We start from the raw sequence: 24,309 nt of genomic DNA on the forward strand, positions 1-24,309 counted from the left end.
GACATTCTTCGGTCCTAGGGAGTGGAGTTTGTCCGAAGAACGTCCGAAGCCGAATAGGCTCTGGTAGGGGTCGGATAAGATGTAGGTAGGAAAAGTAGGGGGAGAATATGGGAAAGGGCGTTTTTCTCACCGGAATGCGACTGCTGCGGGAAGAGGATGGAAAATGCTTTACATACTGGAAGGATGAAGCGCCCGGCTTGATGTCATTCTTCGCGTCCGTTGGCAATTTTTGGAAGAGAGTCGTGTGAAAAGGCCGTGCCTTTTTTCATAAAATATTGGCCTGACAGCAGGAGAGTGCCAACATTTTGCTATTTTTGCAAGCACGATCATCAATAAACTTCTGTATTATGAAACACTTCTTATCGACTGCTTTCAGTCTTGCCATGGGTCTTGCTATGGCATCTTGTTCATCTACAAATGTCAAGGCACCGGAAGCCATCTTGCCTGTTCCCGAACAGAAACAGGTGGATTGGCAGAAAATGGAGACGTATGCTTTCATCCATTTCGGCCTGAACACCTTCAACGACCGCGAGTGGGGGTATGGCGATTCCGACCCTGCCACCTTCAACCCCGCCCGGCTGGATTGCGAGCAGTGGGCGCAGACTTTGGTCAGCGCCGGCATGAAAGGCGTTATCCTCACGGCAAAGCATCACGACGGATTCTGCCTCTGGCCTTTTGCGGGTACGGACTACACCATCGCCCGCTCTCCTTACAAGGACGGCAAGGGCGACATCGTGCGCGAACTTTCAGATGCCTGCAAGAAATATGGATTGAAGTTCGCCGTCTATCTCTCTCCGTGGGACAGGCACCAAGCAAACTACGGCACGCCGGAATACCTGGACTACTTCTATGCGCAGCTTCGCGACTTGCTGACCAACTACGGCGAAGTGTTTGAAGTCTGGTTCGACGGCGCCAATGGCGGCGATGGCTGGTACGGCGGCGCCAAAGAGGCGCGTACCATCGACCGCAAGAACTATTACAACTATCCTCGCATCTATGAGATGCTGGACAGCATCCAGCCGCAGGCGGTGATATTTTCCGATGGCGGACCCGGTTGCCGTTGGGTGGGCAATGAACGGGGTTTTGCCGGTGCCACCAACTGGGCGTTCCTGCGCGAGGGCGAGGTCTATCCCGGTTACGACAAGAGCCGTGAGCTGCAATACGGACACGCGGACGGCAATCAGTGGGTGCCGGCCGAATGCGATGTCTCCATCCGTCCGGGCTGGTTCTACCATCCCGAAGAAGACGGTCGGGTGAAGACTCCCGAACAGCTGCTCGACCTCTACTACCGCAGCGTGGGACACAACGGCACGCTGCTACTCAATTTCCCCGTTGACCGCAACGGCTTGATTCATCCGGTTGACTCGGCCAATGCCGTTAAGTTCCATCAACTTGTCTGCGAGGAGCTGAAAACAAACTTGGTGGCGGGCATCACGCCGGCTGTCTCCAACGAACGGGGCGGCAAGTTCATCGCCGCTGCGATGACCGATGCCGACTACGACACCTATTGGGCGACGGAGGACGGTGTCTGTGCCGCCGATGTGGAGTTCGCTTTCTCCGTTCCGCAACGCATGAACCGTCTGATGCTGCAAGAATACATTCCGCTGGGACAGCGTGTGAAGTCCTTCACGGTAGAGTATAAGGCGGAGGATGGCACGTGGCTGCCTGTTCGTCTGAACGAGGAGACCACCACCGTGGGCTACAAGCGTCTGCTGCGTTTTGAGACGGTTGTGTCCGACGGCATTCGCATCCGCTTTACAGACGCGCGCGGCCCGCTTTGCATCAACAATGTCGGTGTTTATGATGCGGGTAAGGATGCCGATGTGCCCTATGTCGAACCGGTGGCGCAGATGAAGAGCCTGCCTTTCAGCCTGCCGGATGTATCGGAGAAAGAGGCCGCTCACGCTTCCGACCGCAACGAGAAGACGACCCTGTTCGTCAACGGCGATAAACTTCTGATTGATTTGGGCGAAGAACGTACCATCTCCTCCTTCCACTTCCTGCCCGACCAGGGCGAGCCGAACCGCGGGCTGATTGCCAATTACGAGCTTTCGGTGGGTACGTCGGCCGACCGGCTCGATAATGTGGTGAAGGCGGGCGAGTTCTCCAACATTCAGAACAATCCCGTGATGCAGTCTGTCTATTTCACACCGGTCACAGCACGCTACCTGCTGCTGAAAGCCACCCGCATGATTGCGCCCGATGAAGCGATGGGAATCGCTGAGATATTCGTACGTTAGTGAAAAATAAAACGGTACGATTTTTTTCATGTGTTTTTCTTGTGAGTGATTTCGCTATATTTGTGCGTTGTTAATCCTGATGAATAGAAAAAGCATGAGAAAAAATTATATTTAATTCCCGCTTGTGCGCTAAGTCTCTCCTTGTCCTGTTGCGACGGGAGAGCGGCGCAAGCTGATGGCAAAAATGTGACAAGTTGAAGTTCATGGTGACCGTTTGCGACACCCTGTACCATTACGATGTAAAAAAGAATGCGCTGAAGGCCGACTTCGTCCTTGCCAATCTGCAGCGCGACGAGAATACCTGGTTCATCATCAACCCCCTGCCCGACAAGTATGTGACCATGATAATAGGAAAGGTACCCTCGTTTCGGACATGAAACAGCGGAAAAGCTATTTTGCGAATCTGAAGAACGCCCTCATGGGCGGCCTGCCTGCTCCGTTCAACTTCACCGACGGCTATTTCTTCGCCATGTACGAACCGGGACGGCTGATGATGCTGATAGAGAAACGCCTGTCCGAAAGCAGCTGCACGGAGAAGGACAAAGAGGTATTGAACAAACTTCTTGCTTCTTTGGATGAAGAGGGAAACAATGTGCTGTTTGTAGGGAAGCTGAAGAAGTGATTTCAGAAACAATTGTTCTGAGATTGAATAGCGAAAAAAGGAGTTATAGGAGTTAAAAGGAGTTATCAGCTGACAGGTTGGCTTAGGAGTTAAAGTCGATACTTCTGTAACGGCATCATACACAAGCGTATCGGATCTAGCTCTTCTAACTCCCTTAAATGAATGACCGTGTGTGAGAAGGAAGAAACTTTTTCTTCTAATATTTTGTAGTCGAACATATTATTTATATCTTTGCATGCGAAAACGGATGAAAGGTGGAGGGGCGATAAAGCTCCTCTTTTTTGTTCCTAATGGTTAATCTATGATAGAAAAGAAAACTATTTGTCAGATTGTTGACGAGTGGCTGGAAGGAAAAGACTACTTCCTGGTGGAAGTGACCATCGGCCCGGATAATAAAATTTTGGTGGAAATAGATCACAAAGAAGGTGTCTGGATTGAGGATTGTGTGGAGTTGAGCCGCTACATCGACTCCCGCCTGAACCGTGATGAGGAGGATTATGAGTTGGAAGTTGGGTCTGCGGGCATCGGACAACCCTTCAAGGTGTTGCAACAGTACATCAACCACGTTGGCGAAGAGGTGGAGGTGCTGACAAAGGACGGACGCAAGCTCTGCGGCGTGCTGAAGGAGGCGGACGAACGCCATTTCGTGGTCACCGTTCAGAAAAAAGTGAAAGAGGAGGGAGCCAAGCGTCCCAAAATGGTGGACGAGGAGCTGGACTTCGCGTATGAAGAGATAAAATATACAAAATACTTAATCAGTTTTAAATAAGACTATGGCTAAGAAAGTAGAAACTGTCAGCTTGATAGATACGTTTTCGGAATTCAAGGAACTGAAGAACATCGACCGCACCACGATGGTGAGTGTGCTTGAGGAGTCGTTCCGCAGCGTGATTGCGAAAATGTTCGGTACAGATGAGAACTACGATGTGATTGTAAACCCCGATAAGGGCGATTTCGAAATTTGGCGAAACCGTGAGGTGGTGGCAGACGAAGATTTGGAAAATCCGAATATGCAGATTGCATTGTCGGAAGCGCAGAAGATAGACGCTTCCTACGAGGTGGGCGAAGAAGTGACAGATGAGGTGATTTTTGCCAACTTCGGTCGTCGTGCCATCCTGAACCTGCGTCAGACGCTGGCTTCCAAGATTCTGGAATTGGAGAAAGACAGTCTCTATAATAAGTATATTGACAAGGTGGGCACCATCATCAATGCGGAAGTCTATCAGATTTGGAAGAAGGAGATGCTGTTGCTCGACGATGAAGGCAACGAACTGCTGCTGCCCAAGACCGAACAGATTCCGAGCGACTTCTACCGCAAGGGTGAGACAGCCCGCGCCGTGGTGGCACGTGTGGACAACAAGAATAACAATCCGAAAATTATCTTGAGCCGTACGTCGCCCATCTTCCTGCAACGCTTGTTCGAGATGGAAGTGCCCGAAATAAACGACGGCCTGATTACCATCAAGAAGATTGCCCGCATCCCGGGCGAACGCGCGAAGATTGCCGTGGAGAGCTATGATGACCGCATCGACCCCGTAGGCGCTTGCGTAGGTGTGAAAGGAAGCCGTATCCACGGTATCGTCCGTGAGCTTCGCAACGAGAACATCGATGTCATCAACTATACGTCAAACATCCAGCTGTTCATTCAGCGTGCCCTCAGCCCTGCCAGAATTTCCTCCATTCGCCTGAACGAGGAAGAACGCAAGGCGGAAGTGTTCCTGAAACCCGAAGAGGTGTCGCTTGCCATCGGTAAGGGCGGTCTGAACATCAAGCTCGCCAGCATGTTGACCGAATACACCATCGATGTGTTCCGCGAACTGGATGAGACGGTAGAGGACGAGGACATCTATCTGGACGAGTTCCGCGACGAGATAGACGGTTGGGTCATCGATGCCATCAAGGCTATCGGCATTGATACGGCAAAAGCCGTGCTGAACGCTCCCCGTGAGATGCTGATTGAAAAGACAGACCTTGAAGAAGAGACCGTAGATGAGGTATTGCGTATTTTGAAACAAGAATTTGAAGAAGGAGAATGATGTGGTAATGTGATAATGTGCTAATGTGCTAATGGAGATAGTGGGGCTATCGCCATCCATGTAGCGCAGCACATTCACAGCGCACTTCCCCATTAGTACATTATTCCCCATCCGGCAATGGCGCATTTGTTCATCAGCATATTTGCCCATTTGCCCATTAGCACATTAATTCATTGTAGTTTATGACGATAAGGTTAAACAAAGTAACAAGAGATTTGAATGTAGGAATTACGACGGCCGTCGAGTTCCTGCAAAAGAGAGGGTTTACCGTAGAGGCAAATCCGAATACGAAGATTACGGATGAACAGTTTGAACTGCTCAAAAAGGAATTCAGTACAGATAAAGATCTTAAGATAAAATCGGAACGTTTCAGCCAGGAACGCCAAAGCAAGGAACGCAACAAAGCGTCGGTGGCCATTGACGGCTATAAGGAACAGAAAAACAAGCCTGATGAAATCAAGACGGTGATTCCTGAAGACGTGCGTCCGAAGTTCAAACCGGTAGGCAAGATTGATTTGGACAATTTGGGACGTAAGCCCGTGCCTGCTCCGGAAAAGGAGAAGGCAGAGGAGAAAAAGGTGGAGGAGAAACCGGTGGAAGAACCTGCTCCGACAGTGGCGGAGACACCGCAACCCGAACCTGCGCCTGCTCCGCAGCCTGAACCGCAACCTGTGCTGCAGCCCGAACCGCAACCCGTTTCCCAGCCTGAAGCGAGGATTGCAGAACCGGAACCGGTCAAGGAGGAATCGGCTCCTGCCGTTGTTGAGGCTGAACAAGAATCTAAAAAAGAAAAAATGATAGAAACAACCGCTCCTGAACCGAATACCGAAACGGAATCGGTGGAAAAAAAGGAAGAAGTATTCAAGATACGTCAGACCGAGTTCGTCTCTAAAATTAATGTCATCGGACAGATCGACTTGGCGGCACTGAACCAGTCCACACGTCCAAGGAAGAAATCGAAAGAAGAAAAGCGCAAGGAGCGTGAGGAGAAGGAGAAAATTCGCCAAGACCAGAAGAAACAGATGAAGGAAGCTATCATCAAGGAGATACGCCGCGATGACAGCAAGCAGAAAGATGCCAACGATGGCAACGGCAAGAAGAAACGTGTCCGCATCAATAAAGAGAAAGTGGACATCAACAACGCCTCGAACTTCCAGCGTGGTGGCGGCGAACGTCCTAAGAATGGCGCTTCCGGTAATCAGCAGGGACAGAACGCCCGTCAGCAGGGAGGCAATCAGTCAAGTGGCAACGGACGTGGACGCAATAAAGACCGTTTCAAGAAACCGGTTCTCAAACAGGAGATTAGTGAGGAGGATGTAGCAAAGCAGGTAAAGGAAACGCTGGCACGTCTGACCTCAAAAGGTAAGAACAAGGGCGCGAAGTATCGGAAGGAGAAACGTGACCAGGCTTCCAACCGTATGCACGAGCTGGAAGATATGGAAATGGCGGAAAGCAAGGTGCTGAAGCTGACGGAGTTCGTGACGGCCAATGAGTTGGCAAGCATGATGGACATCTCCGTCACGCAGGTCATCGCTACTTGTATGAGCATTGGCATCATGGTGTCTATCAACCAACGTCTGGATGCGGAGACCATCAATCTGGTAGCCGAAGAGTTCGGCTTCAAGACCGAATATGTCAGTGCGGAAGTGGCTCAAGCCATCGTGGAAGAGGAAGACGATGAGGAAGATTTGGAACCCCGCGCTCCGATTGTGACGGTAATGGGTCATGTGGACCATGGTAAGACCTCCTTGCTCGACTACATCCGTAAGGCGAATGTGATTGCCGGTGAGGCGGGTGGTATCACGCAGCACATCGGTGCCTACAACGTGACGCTGGAAGACGGACGTAAGATTACGTTCCTTGATACGCCGGGTCACGAGGCGTTTACCGCCATGCGTGCCCGTGGTGCGAAGGTGACGGATATCGCCATTATCATTGTGGCCGCCGATGATAACGTGATGCCGCAGACCAAAGAAGCCATCAACCACGCTATGGCGGCAGGTGTACCCATTGTGTTTGCCATCAACAAGATTGATAAGCCGACAGCCAATCCCGATAAAATTAAGGAGGAACTGGCCGGTATGAACTTCCTGGTGGAAGAGTGGGGCGGCAAGTACCAATCGCAGGATATCTCGGCCAAGAAGGGTGTCGGTGTGGAGGAACTGATGGAGAAGGTATTGCTGGAGGCGGAAATGCTGGAACTGAAGGCAAATCCCAACCGTCGTGCCACAGGCTCTATCATCGAATCTTCGCTGGATAAAGGACGTGGATATGTGGCTACGGTATTGGTTTCGAACGGTACGCTGAAGATGGGCGATATCGTTCTGGCGGGTACCAGCTATGGTAAGGTGAAAGCGATGTTCAACGAGCGTAATCAGCGTGTGAAGGAAGCTGGTCCTGCCGAACCCGTTTTGATATTGGGCTTGAACGGTGCACCTGCCGCAGGCGATACGTTCCACGTGATTGAAACCGAACAGGAGGCACGCGAGATTGCCAACAAGCGCGAACAGCTGCAACGCGAACAAGGTCTGCGTACACAGAAGATGTTGACGCTTGATGAGGTGGGCCGCCGTTTGGCATTGGGTGATTTCCATGAGTTGAACGTGATTGTGAAGGGTGACGTGGACGGCTCTGTAGAGGCGTTGAGCGACTCTTTGATAAAACTCTCTACCGAATTGGTACAGGTGAATGTCATCCACAAAGGCGTGGGTCAGATTTCAGAGTCGGATGTATCGCTGGCTGCCGCTTCAGATGCCATTATCGTTGGTTTCCAGGTGCGTCCTTCGGGTGCTGCCGCGAAGTTGGCGGAACAGGAAGGCGTGGATATCCGCAAGTACTCCGTCATCTACGATGCCATCGAGGAGGTGAAGGCTGCCATGGAAGGCATGTTGGCACCGACGCTGAAGGAGCAGGTGACAGCAACCATCGAAGTGCGCGAGGTGTTCAACATCACGAAGGTGGGTCTCGTGGCCGGTGCCATGGTGAAGACCGGAAAGGTGAAACGCAGCGACAAGGCTCGCCTGATTCGCGACGGTATCGTCATCTTCACGGGTGCCATCAATGCCCTGAAGCGTTTCAAGGACGATGTGAAGGAGGTAGGTACCAACTTCGAGTGCGGTATCAGCCTGACGAACTGCAACGACATCAAGATAGGCGACATTATCGAATCTTACGAAGAAGTGGAAGTGAAGCAAACGTTATGACAATTGATAATTGACAATGATTAATTATTAATTATGGTTTTGCAGGTTTTGTATAGGCGGGCTATTGGCTTATTGGGCTTTCAGCTTATGCAAACTTACGGAGCTTGAATGATTAAATGATGGATAATTGATGGTTGATGATAGGAGAAATTGTCAATTGTCAATTATCCATTGTCAATTTATAGAAGTATGGCAATTATAGACATTATTATTGTAGCAATCTTTCTGGTTGGTGCGATTGTCGGCATGATGAAAGGCTTTGTGAAGCAACTGGCCTCCATCCTGGGACTGATTATCGGTCTGTTGGCTGCGAAGATGCTCTATGCTACGGTGGCTGCGAGAATCTATACCACAGTGACAGATTCCATGACGTTGGCGCAAGTGCTGGCGTTTGTCCTTATATGGATAGCCGTTCCTTTGGGATTTTCGTTGGTGGCCTCTCTGCTGACCAAGGCGATGGACGCTACCGCCATAGGCTGGCTCAACCGTTGGTTGGGAAGCGGATTGGGTGCTCTGAAAGCACTCTTGTTGGTGAGCCTGATGATAGGGATTGTGGAATTTGTTGATGGAAACGATAAGCTGATTGGCGAAACAAAGAAGGAGGAATCGGTGTTATATTATCCGATAAAAGAGTTTGCCGATATATTCTTGCCTGCGGCAAAAGTAGTGACGCAACAGATTGTAAATTTGGAATTTGAGAAATTGTAGAACTGATGCAACAAGAAGAACCCAATAAATATGTAAAGGAACTCACTCAAGAGAAGTATAAGTACGGCTTCACCACTGATGTGCATACCGACATCATCGAGCGTGGACTGAACGAAGACATCGTGCGGCTTATCTCTGAGAAGAAAAACGAACCGGAATGGTTGTTGGAGTTCCGTTTGAAGGCGTATCGCCACTGGCTGACGTTGGAGATGCCTACGTGGGCGCATCTCCGTATTCCTGAAATAGACTATCAGGCTATTTCCTATTATGCCGACCCTACGAAGAAGAAAGAAGGACCGAAAAGCATGGACGAGGTGGATCCTGAGTTGGTGAAGACGTTCAACAAGCTGGGCATTCCTTTGGAAGAACAGATGGCGCTGAGCGGCATGGCGGTGGATGCCGTGATGGACTCCGTCTCTGTGAAGACTACTTTCAAGGAGAATCTGATGGAGAAGGGAATCATCTTCTGCTCCTTCAGCGAGGCTGTGCGCGAGCATCCCGACTTGGTGCAGAAATACCTTGGTTCGGTGGTGCCCTATCGCGACAACTTCTTTGCGGCGCTGAATTCGGCGGTATTTTCTGACGGCTCTTTTGTCTATATCCCGAAAGGCGTGCGCTGTCCGATGGAGTTATCGACCTATTTCCGCATCAATGCCCGCAATACGGGACAGTTTGAACGGACATTGATTGTGGCGGACGATGATTCCTACGTCTCTTATCTGGAAGGCTGTACCGCTCCGATGCGTGACGAGAACCAATTGCACGCCGCCATCGTAGAGATTGTGGTACACGACCGTGCAGAAGTGAAATATAGTACGGTGCAGAACTGGTACCCCGGTGATGCCGAAGGCAAGGGAGGTGTTTATAACTTCGTGACGAAGCGCGGTCATTGCAAGGGAGTGGACAGCAAGCTCTCCTGGACACAGGTGGAGACAGGCTCTGCCATTACTTGGAAGTATCCTTCCTGTATATTGTCGGGTGACAACTCGATTGCGGAATTCTATAGTGTGGCGGTAACCAATAACTATCAGCAGGCAGATACGGGTACGAAGATGATTCATATCGGCAAAAACACCCGTAGCACGATTGTAAGCAAAGGCATCTCTGCCGGTAAGAGCGAGAATTCTTATCGTGGTCTGGTGCGTGTGGGGCAGAAGGCCGACAATGCACGTAACTACAGCCAGTGCGACTCCTTGCTGTTAGGTGACAAGTGCGGTGCGCATACTTTCCCCTACATGGACATCCACAACGAGACCGCTATCGTGGAGCACGAAGCCACAACCAGCAAAATCAGCGAAGACCAGATATTCTATTGCAACCAGCGCGGCATTTCTACGGAAGATGCCGTGGGGCTGATTGTGAACGGATATGCCAAGGAGGTATTGAACAAGCTCCCGATGGAATTTGCCGTAGAGGCGCAGAAGTTGCTTGCCATCTCACTGGAAGGAAGCGTTGGATAGATGAGGAGTTAAGAATGAAGAATTAAAATAGAACGGTGAAGAATTAAGAATGAAATCTTCATTCTTAATTCTTAATTTTAAAGATTATGTTAGAGATAAAAGACCTGCACGCCAGTATCAATGGCAAAGAGATATTGAAAGGCATCAACCTGACTATCCGTGACGGTGAAGTACACGCATTGATGGGACAAAACGGTGCCGGTAAGAGTACGTTGAGCAATGTGTTGGTGGGGCATCCCGCCTACGAAGTGACTCGCGGTTCGGTGACCTTCAACGGAAAGGACTTGCTTGCCATGAGTCCGGAAGATCGTGCCCACGAAGGCATTTTCCTTTCTTTCCAGTCTCCGGTGGAGATTCCCGGTGTTTCGATGGTGAACTTCATGCGTGCTGCCGTGAACGAGCAGCGTAAGTATCGCCATCTGCCTGCTTTGTCGGCCGGTGAGTTCCTGAAACTGATGCGCGAGAAGCGTGCCATTGTGGAGTTGGACAACAAGCTTGCCAATCGCAGTGTGAACGAAGGGTTCAGTGGCGGCGAGAAGAAGCGCAATGAAATCTTCCAGATGGCGATGCTTGAACCGACTTTCACCATTCTGGACGAGACTGATTCCGGTCTGGACGTGGATGCCCTGCGCATCGTGGCGGAAGGCTTCAACAAGCTGAAGACGGAGAAGACAAGTGCGATGGTCATCACCCACTACCAGCGTTTGCTGGACTATCTGAAGCCTGATATCGTACATGTGTTGCTCGGCGGCCGCATCGTGAAGACCGGTGGCCCGGATTTGGCACAAGAGATAGAGAAGCGTGGCTTCGATTGGATAAAGAAGGAGACGGAGGATTTATGATTTCAGATTTATGATTTATAGTTATGGATGCTGAAAAGCCATACGTCATAAGTCATAAATCTGAAATCTGAAATCATAATTCATACATTTGAACATGAAACCTGAACAACAATACATAGACCTTTTCTCCCATGCGGAGGCGATGATATGCCGACACAGTGCCGAGGTGCTGAATGCGCCGCGTGCTGCTGCTTTCGCTGACTTCGAGCGTTTGGGCTTCCCGACCCGCAAGCAGGAGAAATACAAATATACCGATGTCAGCAAGTTCTTTGAGCCGGATTATGGCTTGAACTTGAACCGGTTGGAGATTCCGGTGAATCCTTACGAAGTATTCAAGTGTGATGTACCCAACATGAGTACGGCACTCTATTTCGTGGTGAATGATGCTTTCTATCAAGGGACGAAAACGGTGTCTCCCAAACTGCCCGAAGGTGTTGTCTTCGGCAGTCTGAAAGAGATGTCGGAACAGCATCCTGAGTTGGTGAGGAGATACTATGGCAAGCTGGCCGATACTTCTAAAGATGGAGTGACAGCTTTCAATACGGCCTTCGTGCAAGACGGTGTATTGCTGTATGTCCCCAAGAATGTAGTGCTGGAGAAACCCATCCAATTGGTGAATATCTTGCGGGGAGACGTCAACTTCTTGGTAAGCCGCCGTGTATTGATCATCTTGGAAGAGGGTGCGCACGCCCGGCTGCTCGCCTGCGACCATGCGATGGATAACGTCAATTTCCTGGCGACGCAAGTGGTGGAAGTCTTTGTCGGTGAGAACGCCACCTTCGACTTCTACGAATTGGAAGAGACGCATACTAGTACGGTACGTATCAGCAATATGTACGTGAAGCAGGGAGCGGACAGCAACGTCCTGCTGAACGGAATGACCCTGCACAACGGCACTACCCGCAACACTACCCACGTGACTTTTGCGGGCGAACATGCCGAACTGAACCTTTGCGGCATGGCCATTGCCGATAAGAATCAGCATGTGGATACCCACACCACCATCGACCATGCCGTCCCCAATTGCACCAGCAACGAACTCTACAAGTACGTCCTTGACGAGCAGGCCGTCGGTGCCTTTGCCGGATTGGTATTGGTGCGCCCCGGCGCGCAGCACACCGCTTCGCAACAGACTAACCGCAACCTTTGCGCCACCCGCGAGGCGCGCATGTACACCCAGCCGCAGTTGGAAATCTATGCCGATGACGTGAAGTGCAGCCACGGTGCCACGGTGGGCCAGCTTGACGAAAGCGCCCTGTTCTACATGCGGCAACGCGGCATCCCCTTGCGCGAAGCCCGCCTGTTGTTGATGTTCGCCTTTGTCAACGAAGTCATCGACACCATTCGTTTAGATGCCCTGAAAGACCGCCTGCATCTGCTGGTGGAGAAACGCTTCCGGGGGGAGTTGAATAAGTGCAAGGGATGTGCGATATGCAAGTAAAATGAAATAATTAGAGAACACATGGATATTCAGAACATAAGAGCCGATTTCCCCATCCTCTCCCGCGAGGTCTATGGCAAGCCGTTGGTCTATTTCGACAACGGCGCCACCACCCAGAAACCCCGTTGTGTGGTAGATGCCATTACGGACGAATACTATTCGGTGAACGCCAACGTCCATCGCGGCGTACATTTCCTTTCGCAACAGGCTACGGAACTGCATGAGGCATCGCGCGAGACGGTGCGCTGCTTCATCAACGCACGCAGCATCAACGAGATTGTCTTTACACGGGGTACGACAGAGAGCATCAACCTGCTCGTCTCCAGTTTTGGCGAGGAGTTCATGCAGGAAGGCGACGAGGTGATTCTCTCCGTGATGGAGCATCACAGCAACATCGTTCCCTGGCAGCTGCTGGCGGCAAAGAAGGGGATTGCCATCAAGGTGATTCCGATGAACGACCGTGGCGAACTGCTATTGGACGAGTATAAGAAGTTGTTTTCCGAGCGCACGAAGATAGTCAGCGTGGCGCATGTCTCCAATGTGCTGGGCACGGTCAATCCCGTCAAGGAGATGATAGCCTTCGCTCACGAGCAGGGCGTGCCCGTGCTGGTGGACGGCGCACAGTCCATCCCACACATGCCGGTGGACGTGCAGGCGTTGGATGCCGATTTCTATGTCTTCTCCGGTCATAAGGTATATGGACCTACAGGGGTGGGTGTGCTCTATGGCAAGGAAGAATGGCTGGACAAGCTGCCTCCCTATCAAGGCGGCGGGGAGATGATTCAGCACGTCTCTTTCGAGAGGACCACCTTCAACGAGCTGCCCTTCAAGTTCGAGGCGGGCACGCCCGACTACATCGGCACCACCGGACTTGCCAAGGCGCTGGATTATATTTCCGCCATCGGCATGGAGCGGATTGCCGCTTATGAACACGAATTGATTCGCTATGCCATGCAGCGTCTGAAGGAGATTCCCGGCATGCGCATCTTCGGTGAGGCGGAGGGGAAGGGGAGTGTCATCTCGTTTTTGGTGGGCGACATCCACCACTTTGATATTGGCACGCTGCTCGATCGCCTTGGCATCGCCGTCCGCACGGGACATCATTGTGCTCAACCGCTGATGCAGCGTCTGGGCATCGAAGGAACGGTGCGTGCCTCTTTCGGACTCTACAACACGAAGGAGGAGGTTGATGTGCTGGTGGCAGGCGTAGATAGGGTGCGGCAAATGTTTTAAGAAAAAAACACTCGCCTCCTGCAACCTTTTCGCCCTCTGATGCGTCTAATAATATGCAAATAACTTTAAAGCAATAAGATTATGTTAGTGACAACAACCCCGACTATCGAGGGTGGACGCATCACCCGTTATTATGGCATTGTCAGTGGCGAGACAATCATCGGTGCCAATGTGTTTCGTGATTTCTTTGCCAGCATCCGTGACGTGGTGGGCGGACGAAGCGGCTCTTACGAGGAGGTGCTTCGCGAGGCCAAAGACATCGCGTTGCGCGAAATGCAGGAAAATGCCCGTGCCATGGGAGCGAATGCGGTGATTGGCGTTGACCTTGATTACGAAACGGTAGGCGGCAGTGGCAGCATGCTGATGGTGACCGCTTGCGGTACGGCGGTGACGGTGGAGTAGGAGGAGCTTTAGGTTTCTTAACCTCGTCCCCGTTAGGCGGATGATGGATCTGTTTGGAACGGGTGATCTGTTCGGACAGATACATCATCCGCTTTTTGTTTTTTTACTTTGCCGCTTCATGGTTTTCATTTAAGACTTGTTTTTATTTTTAGATGCAGATTTAATGGCTATTGTTTTTATCTGTTAAATAAAGATTCCGTTAAATGTTCTATTGAAATAGATAAATTTAATGAAGCAATAGATATTTTTAAAATAATTCTATTTTTATGTTTGGCTTCAATGAATTAATTTATATCTTTGCATCGTTGATACAATTTAAATATAGAAAGAGAACTAAATCTTTAGTAACTTTAAATAAGATATTTATGTTAAAAAAAACAAGATCAGTTGGACTTTTGCTGTTCCTTTTCACAATGCAAGCAGGAACAATGTATGCAACTTCGGGCCGACAGGCTAATGAGATAATAGTATCTCAGCAGGCCGGTTCATGCCGAGGCATTGTTAGAGATGTCATGGGAGAAGCTGTTATTGGTGCGTCCGTAGTAATAAAAGGAACGACCAATGGTACAATTACAAGTATTGACGGGGATTTTTCTCTGTCTAATGTGAAAAAAGGTGACGTTTTGGTCATCTCATTTGTAGGTTATCAAAGTCAGGAAATAATTTGGGATGGGCAACTGCTCAATATTACCTTGAAAGAAGATGCCGAAATGCTGGAAGAAGTAGTGGTGGTAGGTTATGGCACACAGAAAAAGGTGAACGTGACTGGTGCGGTGGCAGCTGTTGACGGCAATGTGTTGGAAAGTCGTCCTATTACCAACATTGGTCAGGGGCTGCAGGGGGTGGTTCCTAACCTGAATGTAACCGTATCGGGTGCTCCGGGTCAAGGATCCAGTTTCAATGTTCGTGGTGATACCTCCATCAATGGTGGTTCCCCCTTGGTGTTGGTAGATAATGTCCAAATGGACCCGAATCTGGTCAATCCGGAAGACATAGCTTCTATCTCCGTATTAAAGGATGCTGCTTCAGCCGCCATTTATGGTGCACGTGCAGCTTACGGTGTAATTTTGATTACCACAAAAAGTGGCAAGAAAGCTACCAAACCTCAGATTTCATTCAATGCCAGCGGCTATTGGAGTAGCCCGGCTCGGGAAATGCATAATGTAAATTCTATTGACTACCTGACCATGCGTGATGTCGCTTATCAAAACGGTGGCGGATCGGGTTCTCTGGCCAGCCCTCAGTTATGGGAGTATGCACAAGGCTACATGAACGGTACCTATAAATATACCGAGTTTTTTGATGAAACACTTAACCAGAACAAATGGCAGTATTGTGGAAACACAGACTGGTTCAATGAATTGTATAAAACTAATTTTTCACAACAATACAATGTGTCAATAAATGGCGGTGACGAAAGGACCACTTACTATGCTTCTGTAGGTTTTGCCAATCAAAAAGGTGTATTAAAGATGACGGACGATTCATACCGCAAGTTCAATGCCAATTTGAATGTGTCTTCCCAAATCACCAAGTGGATGAAGGCTTCTGCCAAAATCATGCACACTTACAGCACTGAGGAACACCCTACAGGCAGTGGAAATGCAGGCGTAGGTGGCTACAGCGGTATGTTGAAGAATGACTTAAGCCCATTGATGCCTATTGTCCATGCTCATACCGGACGTTTGGTCCGCGATGAAAGTGCCGGTGCAATAGATGATCCTACCATGGGTATCGTTACTACCGGAGGATTGAAATATGTGGAAGAAAATGAATCCAATTATTATGCAGGACAGGGAAGTTATACCAATCCTTATTCGGTAGCTCGTTTAGGAGGTACCACCGGCACCAAGAAGAACGACCTGTGGATGACAGGCGCCTTGCAGCTTACTCCCGTCGAAGGATTGGTTATCAGTGCCGATTATACTTGGAACTTCTACAATTCGGGTGTTCAGGGCGTAGGTAAGAATTATTACGAATATCGTGCTGTAGCGGGAACCGAGCTGTATTATCCTTGGACCAACCCAAGCTATGCGAAATATGAAAATTCGGAAGACTATTACAACTCATTGAATCTTTTTGCCGAATATACTAAGACACTATGGGAAAAACACAATTTTAAGTTCATGGTAGGTTACAATCAGGAGTATAAACACTCCAAGTATTTCTATGGTCAACGTCAGAATTTGATTTCTACCAACGTTCCAGATTTGGATATGGCTACCGGTGACAAATATGTAGGTTCTACGGAAACACACTGGGGTACTTTAGGCTACTTCGTTCGTGTGAACTATAACTACGATGAACGTTACTTATTTGAATTTAATGGTCGTTACGATGGCTCTTCAAAATTCCCCTCGGGTGACCGCTATGCATTTTTCCCTTCATTCTCTGTAGCATGGCGTGCTTCTCAAGAAAAGTTTTGGGAACCGATGAAGAATTGGTGGAACGACCTAAAGGTGCGTGTGTCTTATGGTTCTTTAGGCAATCAGGCAGTAAAAGGCAATTTCCCCTATTTAATGTCATACGGAACAGGAACTTTGAACTATTTGCTTGATGGGGAAAAGCCTCAAATTGTAAATCCTTATACAAATTTGGTCTCTTCTTCTTTGACATGGGAAACTGTCAACCAATTCAACGTAGGCGTTGATTTCGGATTCTTCAGCAATCGGCTGACAGGTTCGTTCGACTGGTATCGCCGTGACACCAAAGATATGTTGACTCCTCCGGATGAACTTCCTGCTGTATTGGGTGCTACTTTAGGTAACGTAAACAACGGTTCAATGAAGACTGTGGGCTGGGAACTCTCTTTGGGATGGCGGGATCATCTTGAAAACGGCCTCTCTTATTGGGCTAAATTCGCTTTGTCAGACTATCAGTCTGAAATTACCGAATATAATGGGAATAAAGCCGGCAAAATCAGCGGTTATTACGTAGGCCGCAAGATGGGTGAAATTTGGGGTTTGGTAGCCGACGGCTTGTTCCAGTCTCAGGAAGAAATAGACAATTACATGTCGCAGACCGGTTTGCAGAATACAACTTACCGTCCGGGTGATGTGAAGTATGTGGACGTAAGTGGTGATGGCAAATTGGCATGGGGACAGGAAACCATTTACGATAAGGAAGGTACGGATAAGACCATCATTGGTAATAATACTCCCCGTTATCAGTATGGTTTGACTTTGGGTGCCGAATACAAGAATTTCGATTTTGAGGTATTCTTCCAAGGCATAGGCAAGCGTGATTATTGGTTGGGCGGTGCCCAGGTCTTCGGTTTCACCAGCCAATGGGATGTTCCCTATGAAAATTCTTTGGACTATTGGACACCCGACAATAGGGATGCATTGTATGCTGCACCAGATTGGAACAAGTGGATTAACCGTGAATGCAGTACACGCTATTTACAGAATGCAGCCTATATGCGTCTGAAAAACATTACTTTAGGATATAGCGTGCCGAAAAAAGTGTTGAACAAGGTAGGCATCAGCAAACTGAGATTCTATGTAACAGGCGAAAATTTGTTTACTTTCACAAATTTGTGTGACTCCTTTGATCCTGAAACATTGGGTAATCTGTCTTATCCTATTACTAAAAAGGTATCAGTAGGTTTGAACTTAACATTCTAATCACTATAAAAAAGATAATCAATATGAGATTAAAATATATAATTGCGTTGGCAGGCTTCATGGGACTGAATACAGCTTGCAATGATGTGATCGACCTAAAGCCATTAGATAGTTTCACAGATGAGTCTTATTGGACGTCTGTCGAAGATTTGAAGCGCTATACAAATCGTTTCTATACAAATCTGAGTGCCCCGTCGAATGGCGGCGATACTCAAAGTGACAACCGTGTACCGACCAGCTATGATAAATGGTTGTATAACGAATATTTATTGGATGATGCCACAGACTGGAACTTTTCCAATATCCGTAACCTGAACTTCTTTATGAACCGCTACCAGCGCGTGTCAGGTACGGAAGCCGACATCAATGCCCAGGTGGCAATAATTCGCTTTTTCCGTGCGTTGGATTATTATGGAAAGATTAAGTCGTATGGTGATGTGCCTTGGTATGAAAAAGATTTGACCGATGGAGATACGGAAGAGTTGTATAAAGAACGTGATTCACGTGACTTTGTATTGGGCAAGATTATCGAAGATTTGGAATTTGCCATTACCTGGTTGCCCGAAAAGAATGCCGCTGCGGAATGTGCCTTGCACAAGGATGCCGCCCGCACTCAATTGAGCCGTATCTGCTTGTATTATGGTACATATAAGAAATACCACAATGTGAGCGGTACTCCCACCAGCCAGGAATTGTTGCAGAAAGCTGCAAGCAATGCATTGGCTGTGATAAACACAGGTCGTTATGACATTGTGCGTGGCGAAGATGCCGGTTGCGGCATGAAGTCCTTCGAAGACTATCCGATGTATTACCAGAACCAGTTCGTACAAGAAGACCTGAGCGACAATAAAGAAGCGATTATGTATCGTTCTTATGTGAAGGGTACTTTGATGCATAGTTTGGGACGTAACAATGGTGTAGGCTATTCCAAGGATTTTGTAGAAGCGTTCTTGTGCAAAGATGGTAAGCCTATTGCTGTCAGCAGCTATTATCAAGGTGACGAGACGATTGACCTTGAAATGGCAAATCGTGATCCGCGTATGTATCAGATAATAGATAACGTACACCGTCCATACACAGTGCAGCCGGACGGCACAATTGAGGTAAACAAAAGTATCAACGACTTTACGGCTTCGGCACCGAATGTGTCTCCTGATGGAAGTGTAACCGGTTATGCCAATGTGAAATATACTTCCGCAGATCCTACTCAGTGGGTGGCCAATTCTTCTACCTATGACTGGTTTGTCTATCGTTATGCAGAGGTATTGCTGAATTATGCCGAAGCCAAATACGAATTAGGTGAAATGAGTCAGGATGTGTTGGATTTGACCATCAACAAATTACGCGATCGCGTTGAAATGCCCCATTTGACAATTGCTGTCGGTTTCACAGATCCTAACTGGCCTGATTACGGATATACCGTAGATCCTTTATTGCAAGAAATCCGTCGTGAACGTCGTATTGAGTTAGCGGCTGAAGGTTTTCGTTATGATGACCTCATTCGTTGGAAAGGCGTTAAGTTGCTTGAAAATCCAAAGACGGTCTTAGGAATGCGGGTGACAGACAAGGTCATCTCTTTGTATCAAGATAACACATTTGGTGGTGATAAGGGACGTCCTCTGGTGGAATATCAGGGAAAACAATATATCAGACCTTACCAAAAAGGCTTGAATGATGCAGGTCGTTCGTGGTCTGAAACGGATAAGCGTTATTTGAATCCGATATCAAAGAATGTGATTTTGATTAATCCGAATATCACGCAAAACCCCGGTTGGGAATAATGACGAAATAGTTGTGACAGAACAACAATAGTTGTGATAAAGCAGAATAGCATCCGGTTTGTTAAAATAGGATGCTATTCTTTTTTTTCTCGGAAGATTGATGTTGTTATACCTTTTTTATTTTTTTTGTCTTGCCGCTTTCACAATTTAGCCGATTCGTTTGCTTATGTTGTTCCGAATCAATATATTTAGGCATTCGTTCAACCTTTAAACGATTTCTACTATGGCTCAAATCCTTTTCTGGCTGGTTCCGGCCGCTTCTGTTCTGGCACTTGGCTTTGCCTGGTATTTCTACCATGAGATGATGAAAGAGAGTGAGGGTACTCCTCGAATGATTAAAATTGCCGCCGCCGTGCGCAAAGGGGCGATGTCCTACCTGCGCCAGCAATATAAGATTGTGGGGTGGGTGTTCTTGGGGCTTGCCGTGCTGTTCTCCGTGATGGCGTATGGCTTCGGCGTGCAAAATGCGTGGGTGCCTGTCGCTTTCCTGACGGGTGGCTTCTTTTCCGGACTTTCCGGCTTCTTGGGGATGAAAACCGCTACATACGCCTCGGCACGTACGGCGAATGCCGCCCGTGATTCGCTGAATGCGGGGTTGCGCATCGCTTTCCGCAGCGGGGCGGTGATGGGATTGGTGGTGGTAGGCCTGGGATTGCTCGACATCTCTTTCTGGTATCTGTTGCTGAACGCGGTGATACCGGAGGATGCGATGACTCCCACCCATAAGCTTTGCATCATCACCACCACAATGCTGACTTTCGGTATGGGTGCTTCCACGCAGGCGCTGTTTGCCCGTGTGGGAGGAGGCATCTATACGAAGGCTGCCGATGTGGGTGCCGACCTGGTGGGCAAGGTAGAAGCGGGCATTCCCGAAGACGACCCGCGCAATCCTGCCACCATTGCCGATAATGTGGGCGATAATGTGGGCGACGTTGCCGGTATGGGAGCCGATTTGTACGAAAGTTATTGCGGCTCCATCCTTGCCACAGCTGCCCTCGGTGCCGCTGCCTTTATCCATTCGGGGGATACGCTGATGCAGTTCAAGGCGGTCATCGCGCCGATGCTGATTGCCGCGGTGGGCATTGTTCTCTCCATCGTCGGCATCTTCTCCGTCCGCACAAAAGAAGATGCGAAGATGAAGGACTTGCTGAATTCGTTGGCTTTCGGTACCAACCTTAGCTCCGTATTGATAGTGATAGCCACCTTTTTCATCCTTTGGTTGCTGAAGATTGACAACTGGATGTGGATTTCCTGCTCCGTAGTGGTGGGGCTGGTGGTGGGCATCGTTATCGGGCGTTCCACGGAGTACTACACTTCGCAGTCCTATCGTCCTACGCAGCGGCTGAGCGAGAGTGGGAAGACCGGTCCCGCCACGGTTATCATCTCCGGCATCGGACTGGGGATGCTCTCCACCGCCGTTCCGGTGATTGCCGTGGTAGTGGGCATCATCGTTTCCTATCTTTTCGCCGCAGGTTTCGATTTCTCCAACGTGGGACTGGGGCTTTACGGCATCGGCATCGCCGCCGTGGGCATGCTTTCCACCCTGGGCATTACGCTTGCTACGGACGCTTACGGACCGATTGCCGACAATGCGGGCGGAAACGCTGAGATGTCCGGTCTGGGCGAGGCGGTCCGCAAACGTACCGATGCGCTCGATTCGCTGGGCAATACCACCGCCGCTACGGGCAAGGGATTCGCCATCGGTTCCGCCGCCCTGACGGGACTTGCGCTGCTCGCTTCCTACATCGAGGAGATTCGTATCGGCTTGACCCGCATCGGTCTGACCGAACTGACTTCCGGTGGAGAGCATATATCCGTGCAGGATGCCACCTTCTTCGACTTCATGCACCATTATGACGTGACGCTGATGAATCCGAAAGTCCTTTCGGGCATGTTCCTTGGCAGCATGATGGCTTTTCTGTTCTGTGGACTGACGATGAATGCGGTGGGACGTGCCGCCGCCCACATGGTGGACGAGGTGCGCCGTCAGTTCCGTGAAATCAAAGGCATCCTTACAGGGGATGCCGACCCCGATTACGAACGTTGTGTGGCCATCTCCACCAAGGGGGCGCAGCGCGAGATGGTGGTTCCGTCGCTGATAGCGATTGTCGCGCCCATTGTCACAGGACTTGTCTTTGGGGTTCCCGGCGTGATGGGGTTGCTGATTGGCGGTCTGAGCAGCGGCTTCGTGCTTGCCATCTTTATGGCGAATGCCGGCGGCGCATGGGACAACGCCAAGAAGTATGTGGAAGAGGGAAACTTCGGCGGAAAGGGCAGCGAGGTGCATAAAGCCACCGTTGTGGGCGATACCGTTGGCGACCCGTTCAAGGACACCTCCGGCCCGAGCCTGAACATCCTTATCAAGCTGATGAGTATGGTGGCGATTGTGATGGCGGGGCTGACCGTGGCGTGGAGCTTGTTCTAACAAGGTCTTTATGTAAATATTCCTGATTTTTCTCCTCCAACGCTCCAAACGACGCTTTTTTCTTAATCTTTACAAAACACCCCTCTCAGAAGTACTTCTGAGGGGGGATAGGGATAGTCGTTATCTGAGGTAGCCTCGGTCGTTATCTGAGACAGCCTCAGTCGTTATTTGAGGTAGCCTCAGTCGTTATCCGAGGCTACCACAGATTTGCACGGGGATTTTAGACCTTGTTTTGTTGAGAAATTTCTTTCTTGCATCACTTCCCGTAGTCATCATACATCATCAGTAGATGTGAAGAGCTCCAACTGAAGTGGGGCGCTTTCAGGCGTTCGCCGGTGTGCGTGCCGTAGTTCTCGTGGATGGGAGCACCCTCTTGCAGTCCGTTCAGGCGGTCGAATACTTGCAGCGTATATTCATCGGCAAGTTTATGGTAACCGTAGTTGCGTAGGCCGCGGATGGCGAAGTAGGTCTGGTCCAGCCAGATGGGGCCACGCCAGTAGCCGCGCGGGTTGTACTTCGGATTGTCGGCGGCAATGGTGGGGAAGGGGATGTAGGTGGAGAACTTCGCCGTGTCCTGAAGCATCGGCAGCATGGCGTCCACCTGCTGTTGCGTGGCGATTTGCGTCCAAAGCGGGGTGTATGCCTCGCAGCCCGGCTCACGGATGAACGAACCGTCCTTCAGGCGGCGGTCGAAGAAGAAATTCATCTCCTTGTCGAAGAAGTAGTCGGCCACTTGAGCGCTGTAGTCGGGTGCCTCGAACGGGAGGTCCAGCAGTCCGGCAAACTTCTTCAGCAGCTTGCATTCTAGGGCGAGGTAGGCGTTGAGGTCCACACTTTCTTGGTCGGTGCTCCAGGCATCTTCGTACCCTTCGTTTTTCAGCATCACGGCGTCGTCGAAGCGGATGGCGTTGTCCATGCCGCTTTCCCAGGCGGCAGCTTCCAGCGTTCCGTCGGTGGAGCCGTATTCGCATATACCGTTGTGGTTGTGGTCGCGCTTTTCGTACCACCACTTATAATAAGAGAGCAGTTGGGGGTACATTTCGGCTACAAAGGCGGTGTCGTTGGTATGCGTGAAGATTTCGTCCACCGCCCAGCATACCAAAGGCGGCTTGCTGTCGCGGGCGTTGTTCTCCGACGGGTCGGTATAGATGCAGTCGATAATCATGCCGTCCGGCAGTTGGTAGTCGAACATGGCGCGGATGTTGTTCTTGGCAAGTTCGGGGTCGAATTTGGCGGTGCCTGCACTGAAGCGCCAGCTGTCCCATGCCCAGAAGCCGACAAAGTAGCCCACAGCATGGCTGGGCACGATACCCTCGTGGAGCAGTCCGCCCCGGTGTGTGCGCCAGTTGGAGATGAGGGTGGTGACAGCTTTTACGGCGATACGGTCATACTCCGGTTTCATGTCATTACGCAGAATCTTCGAGAGGTAGCCTTCCCACCGTTCGGAGTTGGCTTGCAGTGCGGGAGCGGGATTGTTGAGCATCTCCGGCAGGGCGGGCAAGCCTGCTGTCATCTCCTTTTCGGAGGTGAAGAAGGAGATGGCCACGTTGACGGTCTCGCGAGGGGAACGGATGAGGGCGGTATAGTTATTGCCGTTCAGTGTCGGTGCCACGCCGGGAGCGAAGGTCATCGCCACACATTCACCCGAGGGATGGCGGGCTATGACCGAATTCTGTTCTATATTGACTGTCACGTCTTTGCCCCAACGGCTGCCTGTCAGTAGCAGGTCTTCTGCTGTATCGGCCTTGATGCGCAGCAGGGCGGTGGAAGCGCTGATGAAGTTCAGCCGTTGCACGATGCTTCCGTTGTCGGAATGTGCTGACAGATAGAGCTCGCCGGGATAATAGCAGGTGGAGTCGGGAACAAAAACGCCTTGCGCGTCACTGGCGAAGCTGACCACCGCCGCCGACTGCGCCATCCATTGGCGGCGGAACATGTCCAGACTGAACGGTCCGCAGAAGCCGTTGACCCATTGCTCTTTTTCGGGCAGCGTGAAGCCCATCCACGAACCCGCATCCGTGAACCAGCCGTAGCAGCGGTGCAGGGTGTCGGGGGTATAGGCGATGTCCAGTATGTTGGCGAAGTCATAACGGCGCTCCGCCTTGTTCTTCGTGCCGGGGGTGCAGGCGGTAAAGCCGGCGGCCAGCAGTGCGAAGAGGAAAAAGGAATGAAGTTTGGTTTTCATTTCAGGTTTATGATTTATGATGGATGATGGAACACAGAGGCACAGAGACACGGAGAAGATTCTTTCTCTTTCTTATCTCCTTACTCTCTCTAAAAATATTCTCTG

16 protein-coding genes are annotated in these 24,309 nt (G+C 50.0%); 15 read left to right on the forward strand and 1 reads right to left on the reverse strand.

Features of this window, described 5'->3' with window-relative positions; genetic code table 11:
• The first annotated feature begins 383 nt into the window (after positions 1 to 383).
• The 15 genes from K2G43_RS09335 (at position 384) to K2G43_RS09405 (ending at position 22,019) form a co-directional block, all read left to right on the forward strand.
• Positions 384 to 2,240: an alpha-L-fucosidase gene (locus K2G43_RS09335; protein WP_297644046.1), complete on the forward strand. Its 1,857-nt coding sequence runs from the start codon at positions 384 to 386 to the stop codon at positions 2,238 to 2,240.
• A 203-nt stretch (positions 2,241 to 2,443) separates the two neighbouring features.
• Positions 2,444 to 2,617 (forward strand): hypothetical protein, encoded by a 174-nt coding sequence (locus K2G43_RS09340; RefSeq protein WP_300154500.1) that lies wholly within the window; start codon positions 2,444 to 2,446, stop codon positions 2,615 to 2,617.
• Positions 2,614 to 2,862 (forward strand): hypothetical protein, encoded by a 249-nt coding sequence (locus K2G43_RS09345; RefSeq protein ID WP_300154503.1) that lies wholly within the window; start codon positions 2,614 to 2,616, stop codon positions 2,860 to 2,862. Before K2G43_RS09340 ends, K2G43_RS09345 begins: the two co-directional genes overlap by 4 nt.
• 301 nt (positions 2,863 to 3,163) lie before the next feature.
• A complete protein-coding gene (gene rimP / locus K2G43_RS09350) occupies positions 3,164 to 3,631 on the forward strand; it encodes a ribosome assembly cofactor RimP (RefSeq protein WP_297644041.1) in 468 nt (155 codons plus the stop codon).
• 4 nt (positions 3,632 to 3,635) lie between these two features.
• The gene (nusA, locus tag K2G43_RS09355) at positions 3,636 to 4,898 is read left to right on the forward strand and encodes a transcription termination factor NusA (protein ID WP_297644042.1); all 1,263 of its coding nucleotides are present in this window, start codon (positions 3,636 to 3,638) and stop codon (positions 4,896 to 4,898) included.
• Positions 4,899 to 5,080: 182 nt separating this feature from the next.
• Positions 5,081 to 8,101 carry a translation initiation factor IF-2 gene (infB, locus tag K2G43_RS09360; RefSeq protein ID WP_297644043.1) on the forward strand — a complete coding sequence of 1,007 codons (3,021 nt, stop codon included), beginning with the start codon at positions 5,081 to 5,083 and terminating at the stop codon, positions 8,099 to 8,101.
• Positions 8,102 to 8,290: 189 nt separating this feature from the next.
• Positions 8,291 to 8,809: a CvpA family protein gene (locus tag K2G43_RS09365; protein ID WP_297644044.1), complete on the forward strand. Its 519-nt coding sequence runs from the start codon at positions 8,291 to 8,293 to the stop codon at positions 8,807 to 8,809.
• A 5-nt stretch (positions 8,810 to 8,814) separates the two neighbouring features.
• Positions 8,815 to 10,269, forward strand: coding sequence for a Fe-S cluster assembly protein SufB (gene sufB / locus K2G43_RS09370; protein WP_300154508.1), 1,455 nt, complete (start codon positions 8,815 to 8,817; stop codon positions 10,267 to 10,269).
• Between the two features lie 86 nt (positions 10,270 to 10,355).
• Complete coding sequence (sufC, locus tag K2G43_RS09375) at positions 10,356 to 11,111, forward strand: Fe-S cluster assembly ATPase SufC (protein WP_297645255.1); 756 nt, start codon at positions 10,356 to 10,358, stop codon at positions 11,109 to 11,111.
• Between the two features lie 94 nt (positions 11,112 to 11,205).
• Positions 11,206 to 12,552: a Fe-S cluster assembly protein SufD gene (sufD, locus tag K2G43_RS09380; RefSeq protein ID WP_300154513.1), complete on the forward strand. Its 1,347-nt coding sequence runs from the start codon at positions 11,206 to 11,208 to the stop codon at positions 12,550 to 12,552.
• 21 nt (positions 12,553 to 12,573) lie between these two features.
• Complete coding sequence (locus K2G43_RS09385; RefSeq protein WP_300154516.1) at positions 12,574 to 13,785, forward strand: cysteine desulfurase; 1,212 nt, start codon at positions 12,574 to 12,576, stop codon at positions 13,783 to 13,785.
• 81 nt (positions 13,786 to 13,866) lie between these two features.
• Positions 13,867 to 14,187, forward strand: a complete 321-nt coding sequence (locus K2G43_RS09390) for a heavy metal-binding domain-containing protein (protein ID WP_297645264.1) — start codon at positions 13,867 to 13,869, stop codon at positions 14,185 to 14,187.
• Between the two features lie 413 nt (positions 14,188 to 14,600).
• On the forward strand, positions 14,601 to 17,813 hold the full coding sequence (locus tag K2G43_RS09395; protein WP_366525026.1) for a TonB-dependent receptor: 3,213 nt from the start codon (positions 14,601 to 14,603) through the stop codon (positions 17,811 to 17,813).
• 23 nt (positions 17,814 to 17,836) lie between these two features.
• Complete coding sequence (locus tag K2G43_RS09400; RefSeq protein WP_297642335.1) at positions 17,837 to 19,594, forward strand: RagB/SusD family nutrient uptake outer membrane protein; 1,758 nt, start codon at positions 17,837 to 17,839, stop codon at positions 19,592 to 19,594.
• Between the two features lie 223 nt (positions 19,595 to 19,817).
• Entirely contained in the window at positions 19,818 to 22,019 is a 2,202-nt protein-coding gene (locus tag K2G43_RS09405; protein ID WP_297642334.1) for a sodium-translocating pyrophosphatase, read from the forward strand.
• A gap of 256 nt (positions 22,020 to 22,275) precedes the next feature.
• Here K2G43_RS09405 and K2G43_RS09410 read toward each other — a convergent pair whose 3' ends face one another.
• Complete coding sequence (locus tag K2G43_RS09410) at positions 22,276 to 24,204, reverse strand: trehalase family glycosidase (protein ID WP_300154525.1); 1,929 nt, start codon at positions 24,202 to 24,204, stop codon at positions 22,276 to 22,278.
• Positions 24,205 to 24,309: the final 105 nt, after the last annotated feature.

Origin of the sequence: Bacteroides sp. (genome assembly GCF_029057325.1) — a bacterium.
Taxonomy (GTDB): Bacteria; Bacteroidota; Bacteroidia; order Bacteroidales; family Bacteroidaceae; genus Bacteroides.

What these genes read in the sequence shown, in the direction of transcription:
- K2G43_RS09335 (WP_297644046.1), top strand. Translation starts at nt 384, where the DNA reads ATGGGTCTTGCTATGGCATCTTGTTCATCTACAAATGTCAAGGCACCG.
- K2G43_RS09405 (WP_297642334.1), top strand. Translation starts at nt 19,818, where the DNA reads ATGGCTCAAATCCTTTTCTGGCTGGTTCCGGCCGCTTCTGTTCTGGCA.
- rimP (WP_297644041.1), top strand. Translation starts at nt 3,164, where the DNA reads ATGATAGAAAAGAAAACTATTTGTCAGATTGTTGACGAGTGGCTGGAA.
- sufD (WP_300154513.1), top strand. Translation starts at nt 11,206, where the DNA reads ATGAAACCTGAACAACAATACATAGACCTTTTCTCCCATGCGGAGGCG.
- infB (WP_297644043.1), top strand. Translation starts at nt 5,081, where the DNA reads ATGACGATAAGGTTAAACAAAGTAACAAGAGATTTGAATGTAGGAATT.
- sufC (WP_297645255.1), top strand. Translation starts at nt 10,356, where the DNA reads ATGTTAGAGATAAAAGACCTGCACGCCAGTATCAATGGCAAAGAGATA.
- K2G43_RS09385 (WP_300154516.1), top strand. Translation starts at nt 12,574, where the DNA reads ATGGATATTCAGAACATAAGAGCCGATTTCCCCATCCTCTCCCGCGAG.
- K2G43_RS09390 (WP_297645264.1), top strand. Translation starts at nt 13,867, where the DNA reads ATGTTAGTGACAACAACCCCGACTATCGAGGGTGGACGCATCACCCGT.
- K2G43_RS09345 (WP_300154503.1), top strand. Translation starts at nt 2,614, where the DNA reads ATGAAACAGCGGAAAAGCTATTTTGCGAATCTGAAGAACGCCCTCATG.
- K2G43_RS09400 (WP_297642335.1), top strand. Translation starts at nt 17,837, where the DNA reads ATGAGATTAAAATATATAATTGCGTTGGCAGGCTTCATGGGACTGAAT.
- sufB (WP_300154508.1), top strand. Translation starts at nt 8,815, where the DNA reads ATGCAACAAGAAGAACCCAATAAATATGTAAAGGAACTCACTCAAGAG.
- K2G43_RS09340 (WP_300154500.1), top strand. Translation starts at nt 2,444, where the DNA reads ATGGTGACCGTTTGCGACACCCTGTACCATTACGATGTAAAAAAGAAT.
- K2G43_RS09410 (WP_300154525.1), bottom strand. Translation starts at nt 24,204, where the DNA reads ATGAAAACCAAACTTCATTCCTTTTTCCTCTTCGCACTGCTGGCCGCC.
- K2G43_RS09365 (WP_297644044.1), top strand. Translation starts at nt 8,291, where the DNA reads ATGGCAATTATAGACATTATTATTGTAGCAATCTTTCTGGTTGGTGCG.
- K2G43_RS09395 (WP_366525026.1), top strand. Translation starts at nt 14,601, where the DNA reads ATGCAAGCAGGAACAATGTATGCAACTTCGGGCCGACAGGCTAATGAG.
- nusA (WP_297644042.1), top strand. Translation starts at nt 3,636, where the DNA reads ATGGCTAAGAAAGTAGAAACTGTCAGCTTGATAGATACGTTTTCGGAA.